A 12108-nucleotide genomic window follows, 5' to 3' on the forward strand; every position below is an offset into this window, starting at 1 on the left:
TATCGGTTCTGACCATTTGCCTTAATTGCCAAAAATGCTTCTAACTTTACGGTCTGACCGATATAGATAAGTAAGAAGGCAAATAGGAGGCGTGAAACATGAGGCTCAGTGAATTAAGCGGCAAGGAAATAGTGGACGTTAAACGCGCGGAGCGCCTTGGAGTATTAGGCCAAACTGACCTGGAAATAAATGAATCGGGTCAGATAACCGCCCTGATTATTCCGTCGGTAAAATGGTTTGGATTTAAGAGAAACGGCAACGAAATCCGGGTGCCATGGCAACACATTAAAAAGATTGGTACTGATATGATCATTATTGATATTCCAGAAAACCAAATACAATAAATCTATTGTAATCATTCCGTTAAAGTCAGATAGGACGTTGTTTCTCAATCTGTATTTTTAACCTCCTTCATGCACGCGTTACTTAACGGCTGGCATTAAACAGTGCTTTATCTAAAAGGAAACCTGTATATTTGAAATTAACAGCCTTTTGCAGCCTGTATCTCTTTGATGCAGGCTTTTTCCAATTGTCCAACTCTTCGATGCCATTCGGAGATCTTTTCTCCTTCTGTTCCCCGATGCATTTAGTCCTCGTTTGGCCATTAACTTTCTTTTGTAAAAGCCTATAAACCCATTCACCGTTTCCATCACCAATTCATACTATGTAGAGGTAGTGCTGTTAAACTTATTGCTGTTGTTATTTCAATTAAAGAAGGTGAGAGTGTAATGCTCACAGGCATCCAAATTGCTGTGATTGGCGGGGACGCCAGGCAGCTTGAAGTCATCCGCAAGCTGACTGAACTCGATGCAAAGCTCTGGCTGGCGGGTTTTGAGCAGCTGGATCATGCATATTCGGGCGCAGTAAAAGAAAAACTGGGAGACATAAATATGTCAGAAATTGATGCAATCATTCTCCCAGTTCCCGGTACGAATTCCAAGGGGAAAGTTGAAACGATTTTTTCAAATGAAAATGTCTATATAACAGAAGAGCTGCTTTCGAAAACACCTGCACATTGTACAGTTTACTCCGGCATCACCAATGACTATTTGAACGGAATCATTAAAAATGCCAATCGGCGCCTTGAACAGTTGTTTGAGAGGGATGATGTGGCCATCTATAATTCTATCCCCACCGTGGAAGGGACCATAATGATGGCGATCCAGCACACAGATTTTACAATCCACGGATCGAACGTAACCGTATTGGGACTGGGACGGGTTGGAATGAGTGTCGCCAGGACATTCCAGGCATTGGGCGCGAAGGTGAAGGTAGGCGCAAGAAAAACTGAGGATCTCGCTAGAATAACAGAAATGGCCATGACTCCTTTTGATATCAATAACTTAAGTAATGCAATCATCAATACAGACATATGCATCAATACGATTCCAGCACCAATAGTAACGGCGGCAGTCATCGCTAAAATGCCTGCACACACGCTGGTTATAGACCTCGCTTCAAAGCCTGGCGGGACGGATTTCCGGTATGCAGAAAAACGTGGAATTAAAGCACTTCTGGCACCTGGGCTGCCTGGTATAGTCGCTCCAAAAACTGCCGGCAAGATTTTAGCAAATGTTTTGGCTCAGCTCCTGATGGATGATTTGAGTAAACGAAAGGGGAAATTGTCGTGAGTTTAAAAGGGAGAAGGATCGGATTCGGATTAACAGGCTCTCATTGCACCTATGATATTGTATTTCCTGAGATTGAAAAACTGATAAATGAGGGAGCGGAAGTCATTCCAGTCGTAACCGGTACGGTAAAAAATACAGAAACGCGTTTTGGGAAAGGTGAAGACTGGGTGGATAGACTTGAAAAGCTGACCGGTCATCATGTTGTTGATACAATTGTAAAGGCTGAACCACTAGGTCCTAAGCTGCCTCTTGATTGCATGGTTATTGCTCCACTAACCGGGAATTCTATGAGCAAGCTTGCCAATGCGTTAACAGACTCTCCGGTTCTAATGGCTGCCAAAGCCACAATGCGTAATCATCGCCCAGTAGTTGTAGGCATTTCCACGAATGATGCCCTTGGGTTAAACGGAGTAAATTTGATGAGGTTACTGTCAGCAAAGGATCTGTATTTTATCCCGTTTGGCCAGGACGATCCCTTCAAAAAGCCAAACTCTATGGTAGCTAGAATGAGCATGTTGAGAGATACGGTTATTGCAGCGATAAATGGGGAACAGCTTCAGCCGGTAATCGTTGAAAGGTATAAGGACCTCCCTTAAAAGCTAATTATCTAGTTCATATAAATCACGTATCCAACAGCCTTTTACTGATCTATTCGGAAAAAGGTTGTTCCTTTCGTGCGGGAATATGTTAAAATAAATCATATTATTTGGGGTTTCCCGTAATGAAATCATATGATTAGATAATTAATTTTCGCTATGGTATGGTGAAGTGGAAAAGGGGTAATTTATATGGAACAAAGAGGATTAACAATAGCGGTTGTAGGAGCTACTGGAGCAGTGGGGCAGCAAATGATTGCCACATTGGAAAAAAGGGAATTGCCTATTAAAAACATCATGTTTCTTTCATCCGCACGTTCGGCTGGTACGAAGGCTGCATTCCGCGGGAAAGAGATTGTAATACAGGAAGCAAAGCCAGAAAGTTTTGAAGGCGTAGATATTGCCCTATTTAGCGCTGGCGGCAGTGTTTCAAAGGAGCTCGCTCACGAAGCGGTAAAACGCGGTGCAATTGTAGTAGATAATACGAGCGCATTCAGAATGGATGAAAACGTTCCTCTCGTTGTGCCTGAAGTTAACGAAGAAGCTTTGAAGGCACATAATGGAATTATCGCCAACCCGAACTGTTCAACGATCCAAATGGTTGTCGCTCTTGAGCCAATCAGAAAGGAATTCGGGTTAAAGAAGGTGATTGTTTCCACGTACCAGGCTGTTTCTGGAGCCGGGGCAGCGGCCATTTCTGAACTGAAGGATCAGGCAAAGGCCCTGCTAAATGACGAAGAAATCAAACCGGAAATTCTGCCGGTAAAGGGAGACAAAAAGCATTATCAAATTGCTTTTAATGTCATACCCCAAATTGATAAGTTTGTCGATAACGGGTTTACTTATGAAGAAATGAAAATGATTAATGAAACGAAGAAGATTATGGGAATGCAAGATCTTAATGTCGCTGCAACATGTGTCAGATTGCCGGTTGTTACAGGGCATTCTGAATCTGTGTATTTTGAAATTGAAAAAGAAGGCGTTACAGCCAGTGAATTGAAGGAATTGCTGAGGAATGCTCCTGGAGCAATTTTAGAGGATGAGCCCGAAAACCAGATTTATCCAATGCCTGCAAATGCTGTCGGCAAGAATGACGTGTTTGTCGGCAGGATTCGTAAGGATTTGGATGAGGACAAGGGCTTCCATATGTGGGTAGTATCCGACAACCTTTTAAAAGGTGCGGCATGGAATTCGGTTCAGATCGCTGAAAGCCTCCTGAAATTAGGGCTTGTAACAGTGAAATGATAACGGAATCGGCCAGCTAAAGCCTTACTTTAGCTGGCTACTATTTGGGGTGTTAACATGAAAATCATCGTTCAGAAATTCGGCGGGACTTCTGTACGGAATGAAGACAGCAGGGCTAAGGCACGAAAACATATTCAAAAAGCCGTTCAGGAAGGCTGCAAGGTAGTAGTTGTTGTGTCTGCAATGGGAAGAAAAGGTGATCCATACGCAACAGATTCACTTCTTTCATTATTGAATGGTGGTACGGAAAACATCTCGAAACGCGAGCAGGATCTTTTGCTATCAGTAGGTGAAACGATTTCCGCTGTTGTATTTTCAAGTATGCTGAATCAGCATGGGATGAATTCTACAGCGCTGTCAGGTGCTCAGGCCGGCTTTCGGACAAACAATGATCATACAAATGCAAAAATTATTGAAATGAAGTGCGAGCGGCTTTTAAAGGAGCTGGAAAGCCATGATATTGTGGTTGTGGCAGGTTTCCAGGGAGCGGCACGAAATGGCGATATCACTACTATTGGCCGTGGTGGAAGCGATACCTCAGCAGCAGCCCTTGGAGCCGCATTAGGAGCTCAGTGGGTTGATATCTTTACTGATGTGGAAGGAATAATGACTGCTGACCCCCGAATTGCCCAGAATGCTAGACCTCTTTCTGTTGTAACATATAATGAGGTTTGTAATATGGCTTATCAGGGGGCGAAGGTTATCCATCCGCGTGCAGTGGAAATAGCGATGCAGGCCAAAATTCCGATCAGGATTCGTTCTACGTATTCAGATGGGGTGGGAACGTTAGTTACTTCCTATTCCCGCGATAACCGGGGAATCGATATTAAAGAACGGCTTGTTACTGGTATCGCTCATTTATCGAGGATAACCCAAGTCAAAGTTAACGCTAAAAAAGGTCAATATAATCTGCAGGCGGAAGTTTTCAAGGCGATGGCTAATGCTTCGATCTCCGTTGACTTTATCAACATTTCGCCAAACGGTGTTGTTTATACTGTTGCAGAAGATATGACACAGAAAGCAGTACATGTGTTAACAAACTTAGGCCATGAGCCGATAGTGGAAGAAAGCTGTGCAAAGGTTTCAGTAGTTGGTGCAGGGATAACTGGGGTACCAGGAGTAGCGGCTAAGATTGTAACAGCATTGTCGGAAAAGGGGATTGGCATCCTTCAATCTGCTGACAGCCATACAACCATTTGGGTTCTAGTTAAGGAAACTGATCTGGTGGATGCGGTCAACGCCCTTCATGATGCGTTTGAACTTCATGAAGATACACTTGAAACACAGCCTGCAAAATCACAGTGACGTCTTATTAAACAATGAGGTGTAAAAATATGATACATTTTGGAAGAGTTTCAACGGCAATGGTAACTCCGTTTGATAAAAAAGGGAACATCGATTTTGTAAAAACAACACAGCTGGTCAATTATCTAATCGAAAATGGATCGGATTCATTGGTCATTGCTGGTACAACTGGGGAGTCTCCTACTTTATCCACAGAGGAAAAACTGGCGCTGCTTTCACACGTAGTAAAAGTGGTAGATAAACGAGTTCCGGTAATAGCCGGAACAGGCAGCAATAATACGTATGCTTCCATTGAACTGACAAAAAAAGCTGAAATAGCAGGTGCCGATGCGATCATGCTAGTTGCACCTTATTATAATAAGCCAAATCAAGAGGGGCTGTACCAACATTTTAAAGCGATTGCCGAAAATACTTCTCTCCCGGTGATGATTTATAACATCCCTGGCAGATCAGTAGTAAATATTTCTCCTGAAACAGTAATCAGGCTCTCGAAAATTCCTAATATTATCGCGGTAAAAGAGGCAAGCGGCAACCTGAACTCAATGACGAGAATCCTCGCTGAAGCAGAGGAAGGCTTTATGCTGTACAGCGGTGATGACAGCCTCACTCTTCCAGTGCTTTCAATTGGGGGTACCGGTATTGTTTCTGTTTCCTCTCATCTCATTGGAAACGAAATGCAGGCAATGATTAAAGCGTTCTTCCAAGGAAATCTTGCAGAAGCAGCAAAACTTCACCAAAGGTTGCTTCCGATAATGGAAGGCTTGTTTGCAGCACCAAATCCTGGCCCTGTCAAAACAGCTATGCAGCTGAAAGGGATTGATGTTGGGTCAGTCCGTTTGCCGCTAGTGCCGCTGACAGAGCAGGAACGAACTATACTGGGCGGACTATTGTCCGAATGGTCAAATTAAGCATTTTCATTTTTATCTTGAAAGCTGATCCCGCCAAATGGCGGGGTTTTTTGTGTGCAATTTAATGTCCGCTCCAAAGGTATCTCCTTGTCTATTAAGCTGTATAATCCCGACAACCAGAATGAAATTAAACTGCTGAAAATTTACCATTTCCCAAAGGTATGGGTTGTCATGTTTTTTTTGGTTACGTTATAATAGAAACAATTGGAATGTGTACGGCTACCAACAAGATTACAGGAGGATTAAATATTGAGCTCAAATAAAAACCAGACTATAAAACTGCTTTCCCTTGGCGGACAGGGAGAACTGGGCAAGAATATGTATGTCGCCGAGGTGGATTCCGACCTGTATGTACTGGATGCAGGATTGATGTTTCCCGAAGAAGAGATGCTCGGAATTGACATGGTTATACCGGATATTTCTTATTTGATCGAAAATCAAGACCGAATTCAAGGAATCTTCCTAAGCCATGGACATGAAGATCATACCGGTGCCCTATCTTATATCCTTCGGCGTATAGAGGTACCAGTATTTGGGACAAGACTTACCCTTGCCCTTGCTAAAGCGAAACTGAAAGAAGACGAATTTAGAGGGGCAACACAATTCAATGAAATAGATTCAGATACAATCCTCCAGTTCCCGAATGCGAACGTTTCATTTTTTAGGACAAACCATAGCATTCCTGACTCAGTAGGAATTGTCATTCATACTTCAGAAGGTGCTATTGTTTACACAGGAGATTTTAAATTTGACCAGTCTGCTTCAGGTTTGTACAGCCCTGAAATAGGAAAAATGGCGGCGCTCGGTGAAAAGGGAGTCCTTTGCCTGATGTCTGATAGCACAAGGGCGGAGTCTCAAGGATATACCCCGTCTGAAGCAATTGTAGCTAAAGGCATGGCGGATGCATTTCACAATGCGTCTGGCAGGATTATCGTGGCTTGCTTTGCCTCTAATTTAAACAGGATTCAGCAAGTTTTCGATACGGCAGCACGATTGGGGAAGAAGGTGGCCGTCGTTGGCAAAAGCCTTCAGCGTGTATACCAAACTGCACTAAATCTCGGTTATTTAAAAACTGAACCAGACACCATTATTCCGGTTTCTGAAATAGATTCCTATACTGATAAAGAGATAGTGATTCTTTCTACCGGACAGCATGGTGAGCCTATCCAGGCACTACAAAAGATGGCAAAGCAGACTCATAAACAGGTGAACATACGAAAAGGTGATACCGTGTTAATAGCCGCATCTCCGCTAAAAGGGGGAGAACTGATCCTCTATAAAACGGTTGACCTGCTTTTCAGAGCTGGCGCAAATGTTGTTTCAGGAAAATATAAGGTTCATGTTTCCGGACATGGAAGTGAAGAAGAGCTAAAGATGATGCTCAATCTCATGAGGCCTCGTTTTTTAGTACCTGTTCACGGTGAATATCGGATGCTAAAGGCTCATGAAAAAATCGGGAAAGCCTACGGGTTGCCTTCAGACCAGATTGTTGTCGCTGAAAACGGAGAAGTCATTGAAATAAAACCTAATAAAATCCGTGTCGGCAGTAAGGTAACATCAGGCAATACCTTAATTGACGGAAGCGGTGTCGGGGATGTAGGCAATATTGTTCTGCGTGACAGAAGGCTGCTTTCGCAGGATGGAACTCTGATTGTCGTCGTTACCTTGAACAGATCGGATAAAAGCATTGCGGCTGGACCTGAAATTATCTCTCGCGGTTTTGTCTACGTTCGTGAATCTGAAAAATTAATGGAGGAATCCACGAACATTGTTAGTGATATTGTTCGAAAAAACGCTGCGCAAAAATTCGACTGGGCGACTTTAAAGCAGGAGATCCGAGACTCGCTAAACCAGCATTTATATGAAAAAACAAAGCGCCGCCCAATGATTTTGCCAATCATAATGGAGATTTAAACGGCGAAATACCATTCCAAGAATGAAATGAACAGCTCTCTGGCCTTTTGTCCAGGGAGCTATTTTTCATTTGTCTTTTTTCTTAGCTGGCGGAACGTTTTACCTTTACCCAGTATTTCAAAATAAAGGAATGAATGAAGATACTTCCGTTCATACTACTGATATGCAAATAGGGAAAGGGGATTTAACCATTATGGAATACAATCCAATGTCAAACATGCCTCTGAATAACGGGCAAGCCGCAAACATGCCATTCCAAAGCTCACCGTCAACTGGCTTACCATTTAACAGGCCATTTACTAACTCGCCAATGCAAAATAACCTGCAGCAAAATAATGGGGCTATGCCATTTTTTACGCCAACATCTGATTCACCAATGCCAAGCCCTTCGCTGCCTAGAGCACCAATCCCGAATGCGCCAATGCCAAACGCGCCCTTACCAAATGATGGCGGTCAGCAGGAAACTAAAGGCTCTTCCTTGATTGAAAGAATACAGCAGCTGGGCCAAACGAATGTACCGCAAATGTCACAGGATTCAAACATTCATTGTTTAACGATTGTTGGACAAATTGAGGGTCACATGCAGCTTCCACCACAAAATAAAACAACTAAATATGAACACGTAATTCCACAGATAGTAGCTATTGAACAAAACCCTAATATTTCTGGATTGCTCGTAATTTTAAATACGGTGGGCGGAGATGTAGAAGCGGGTCTTGCTATTTCTGAGATGCTTGCATCTTTGTCTAAGCCAACTGTATCAATAGTACTTGGCGGGGGCCATTCCATCGGTGTTCCGATTGCTGTTTCATGTAATTATTCTTTTATTGCTGAAACCGCGACAATGACGATTCATCCAATCAGGCTTACCGGGCTTGTAATCGGTGTGCCGCAAACCTTTGAATATCTGGATAAGATGCAGGATCGGGTGGTTAATTTCGTAACCAAGCATTCAAAAGTATCAGAAGATGATTTCAAGGAATTGATGTTTGCTAAAGGAAATCTGACTCGTGATATCGGAACAAACGTTGTCGGTACGGATGCTGTTAACGTCGGATTGATTGATGAAGTGGGTGGAATTGGAGCTGCGATGAAAAAGCTGAACAGCTTGATAGAAATACATCAGCAAAACAATCCTGAGCCAGGGAAGGAGATTCTGCAGTGATTCTTTACACAATGATGCCGCTAGATCTTGTCTTTCCGCCGGAGGCAGAATATGAAAAGCACATTAGTATGCATTATAAAGGCATCCCGGTTGAGGTAATCATGGACTCCCATTCATCTTGCCGGATTTCAAGAATCCTGAGTACGAATCCTGCCCATTTTTTGGATGGAAATGTTCAGCCAGGGACGAGTTTCAGCCTGTGGCAAGAAAATATTCAGTAAATAGGACATGGTAAAGAATAATCACATGTAAACCGTGATAATATGCTATAATGGTAATACTGGAAAATGAAAGCAGCCTAAAATGGCTGCTTTCTTTATTCACTAGTTAAGGAAGTGTACCTTTTTTAACTAATACAGATGTCTAGCTCCAGCGCCCAGCCCCTCGAATGTTGTGACCAAGAGCCGTCACAACCCTGGTCATAAGCCAATCGCTTCGGAAGGCAAAGAGCGCCTTCTGTCAGCGCTTATCTTAATCTTGCCGGGCCATAGGATGGGGGTTAGAACGGCGTTCCCACAGGACGTGGCGAATTTAGCCGTTCTTCCTCTAGAACAGGGCGCATGCGCTTTTCTATGATGTCTTGCTCAGCAACTTTTTCACTTAAGAAATAAAGGCCCGACGCACACAACGTGATAGTGCCGGCGTCGCCGCAGGATAAGGAATGCTTAGGCAGCGATACATCGCATGAAACAAGCGTAAGCTTATTTGGGGACGTGGCACCCTTGCCGTTTTTCCTCTTGCAGGGAGCTTGTGCATTTCTTAGATGGAATTGTATTACATATTAAAAACAGGTGATAATATGGCAAAACAAAAACGCAGGAAGACTAAGGGTTCTGAGGCCCTTAAAACTACACTTAAATTTGAACTGATTGGCCTTGGCCTCATCAGTTTATCAGTATTTGCTATAGCTGAACTGGGTAAGGTAGGCATCAAAATAAAACTGTATATTGCTAGATTTTTAATGGGTGAATGGGATATCTTGCTGTTAATGGGGCTTATAATCCTGGGTTTTTATTTTATCATTAAAAGAAAGGTTCCATTTTTCTTTAAAAGGCAGCTTGTGGGTATCTATTTAATAACAGCCAGTATCTTATTGCTGGATCATGTCTATGTTTTCAAACTCATTTTTGAAAGGGAAACTTTTCAGAACTCCAGTGTAATTGTTAACACACTTGAAATATTTAATAATGAAAGAACAGGACAGATAAGCAGTACCCATGATCTTGGCGGAGGTATGATTGGAGCACTTCTTTTTGCCGCTTCCTATTTTTTGTTTGATGAAGCTGGGGCGAAAATTATTGCTGTACTCCTTGTTATCATTGGTTTTGTCCTGGTAACAGGAAAAACTTTGGGAGATACGGCCGGTAAACTTGGATCTTCCATAGGTACGTTTATCGTAAACCAATGGCAGGCGTTTATCGATGATATGAAGGTGTGGGGTACCGAACGAAAGGAAAGGATAAGGCAGCAGAGAGAAGATAGGCGTGAAAGAGAAAGCCAAGAGGCGGCTGAACAAACTGAGCAGCCTTTGGTCGTGCCTGTAAATACGAGTGCGCCTGCACAAAGACTGATTTCAAACTTTGCCGAAAATGCCTATCAAGAGGAAATAGGTACCGAGAATCCTGCTGAGCCAGCAAACTTTATTGATAATAACAGTTCTGAGAATGAAGAAATGGATGATAGCGCGCCTCAAATCAATTTTTCAGAAGTGGAAAATAAAGAATATTTCCTGCCTCCGTTATCTTTGCTTCGGCAGCCCAAGAAAACAGATCAAAGCGGTGAATATCGGCTAATACATGAAAATGCAGCAAAACTGGAACGGACTTTTAATAGTTTCGGCGTAAAGGCAAAGGTTACACAGGTTCATTTAGGCCCTGCTGTAACAAAATATGAAGTCCATCCAGATGTGGGTGTTAAGGTTAGTAAGATTGTGAGCCTTGCTGATGACCTGGCCCTTGCTTTGGCAGCGAAGGATATTCGGATTGAAGCACCGATACCAGGAAAATCGGCGATTGGTATCGAAGTACCGAATTCAGAGATAGCAATGGTTTCATTGCGGGAGGTTCTCGACTCAAAAGAATTGGACAAGCCGGATTCCAAGCTTCAGATAGGGCTTGGCAGAAATATCTCAGGCGAAGCAGTTCTATCTGAACTTAACAAAATGCCGCATTTGCTTGTAGCGGGTGCAACTGGCAGCGGTAAATCAGTCTGCATTAATGGAATTATTGTCAGCATTTTAATGAGAGCTAAACCGCATGAAGTGAAGATGATGATGATTGACCCGAAGATGGTTGAGCTTAATGTTTATAACGGCATCCCGCATTTGCTCGCACCAGTTGTAACTGATGCAAAAAAGGCTTCGCAGGCTTTAAAGAAGGTAGTAAATGAAATGGAACGCCGTTATGAGCTATTTTCACATACCGGGACAAGGAATATTGAGGGTTATAATGACCATGTTAAACGCCATAATGCCGAAGATGATGCAAAACAGCCACTACTTCCGTATATAGTAGTCATCGTTGATGAGCTTGCGGATCTAATGATGGTTGCTTCCTCCGATGTTGAGGATGCCATCACCAGGCTGGCCCAAATGGCCCGCGCTGCTGGAATTCACCTAATTATCGCGACACAGCGACCTTCTGTTGATGTAATTACAGGGGTCATTAAGGCGAATATCCCGTCAAGGATAGCCTTTAGTGTTTCTTCAATGACAGATTCCAGGACCATTCTTGACATGGGCGGAGCAGAAAAACTGCTAGGACGCGGTGACATGCTGTTTTTGCCAGTTGGTGCTTCCAAGCCGGTCAGGGTACAAGGGGCTTTTCTTTCGGATGAAGAAGTAGAAGAGGTGGTCAATTTTGTTATTGGCCAGCAAAAAGCTCAATATAATGAAGAAATGATACCCGATGAAGTAACCGAAGCTGTCGGAGAAGTAGATGATAACTTGTATGATGAAGCGGTACAGCTGATCGTTGAAATGCAGACAGCTTCTGTTTCCATGCTGCAGCGAAGATTCAGAATCGGCTATACCCGTGCAGCCCGCCTTATTGACGAAATGGAAGCAAGAGGGATAGTCGGTCCGTATGAGGGCAGTAAACCAAGGGTAGTTTTAGTTGCAAAGGAAACCAGTGAGGACGCTCATTTATCCCATATAAACGGGCAGTAAGCTCATCCAAGTGCACAAGCCAGCAAATTATATAAAAACATGTCAAAGATTCAATCTTAGAATAAAAATAACGAATGCATTTGACTTTTGCTAAACTTGAGCCGGTAGCTGCTGTTTTCTGAATAAAATAATTAATTTTCCCTGTCAGTACAGAAAAGGCTCTGGCAGGGTATTTTTT

General features: G+C 43.1%; 10 protein-coding genes. All 10 read left to right on the top strand.

The features are described 5' to 3' along the window. The first annotated feature begins 98 nt into the window (after nucleotides 1-98). Nucleotides 99-344: a YlmC/YmxH family sporulation protein gene (locus D0469_RS02150; protein WP_117325017.1), complete on the top strand. Its 246-nt coding sequence runs from the start codon at nucleotides 99-101 to the stop codon at nucleotides 342-344. Between the two features lie 384 nt (nucleotides 345-728). Beyond that, nucleotides 729-1631, top strand: a complete 903-nt coding sequence (gene dpaA, locus D0469_RS02155) for a dipicolinic acid synthetase subunit A (protein WP_117325018.1) — start codon at nucleotides 729-731, stop codon at nucleotides 1629-1631. Continuing rightward, a complete protein-coding gene (gene dpaB, locus D0469_RS02160) occupies nucleotides 1628-2227 on the top strand; it encodes a dipicolinate synthase subunit B (protein ID WP_117325019.1) in 600 nt (199 codons plus the stop codon). Before dpaA ends, dpaB begins: the two co-directional genes overlap by 4 nt. Nucleotides 2228-2419: 192 nt before the next feature. Beyond that, entirely contained in the window at nucleotides 2420-3472 is a 1053-nt protein-coding gene (gene asd / locus D0469_RS02165; RefSeq protein WP_117325020.1) for an aspartate-semialdehyde dehydrogenase, read from the top strand. A 57-nt stretch (nucleotides 3473-3529) separates the two neighbouring features. Then, nucleotides 3530-4777, top strand: a complete 1248-nt coding sequence (dapG, locus tag D0469_RS02170) for an aspartate kinase (protein ID WP_117325021.1) — start codon at nucleotides 3530-3532, stop codon at nucleotides 4775-4777. A gap of 29 nt (nucleotides 4778-4806) precedes the next feature. Beyond that, complete coding sequence (dapA, locus tag D0469_RS02175) at nucleotides 4807-5685, top strand: 4-hydroxy-tetrahydrodipicolinate synthase (RefSeq protein ID WP_117325022.1); 879 nt, start codon at nucleotides 4807-4809, stop codon at nucleotides 5683-5685. A gap of 249 nt (nucleotides 5686-5934) precedes the next feature. Further along, a complete protein-coding gene (locus D0469_RS02180) occupies nucleotides 5935-7599 on the top strand; it encodes a ribonuclease J (protein ID WP_117325023.1) in 1665 nt (554 codons plus the stop codon). 421 nt (nucleotides 7600-8020) lie between these two features. Then, a complete protein-coding gene (locus D0469_RS02185; RefSeq protein WP_117325064.1) occupies nucleotides 8021-8764 on the top strand; it encodes a ClpP family protease in 744 nt (247 codons plus the stop codon). Next, complete coding sequence (locus D0469_RS02190) at nucleotides 8761-8985, top strand: YlzJ-like family protein (RefSeq protein ID WP_117325024.1); 225 nt, start codon at nucleotides 8761-8763, stop codon at nucleotides 8983-8985. The genes D0469_RS02185 and D0469_RS02190 overlap by 4 nt, the downstream gene beginning before the upstream one ends. A gap of 578 nt (nucleotides 8986-9563) precedes the next feature. Beyond that, on the top strand, nucleotides 9564-11930 hold the full coding sequence (locus tag D0469_RS02195) for an FtsK/SpoIIIE family DNA translocase (protein ID WP_117325065.1): 2367 nt from the start codon (nucleotides 9564-9566) through the stop codon (nucleotides 11928-11930). The last annotated feature ends 178 nt before the right edge of the window (nucleotides 11931-12108 follow it).

Source organism: Peribacillus saganii (assembly GCF_003429095.1).
Classification (GTDB): domain Bacteria; phylum Bacillota; class Bacilli; order Bacillales; family DSM-1321; genus Peribacillus; species Peribacillus saganii.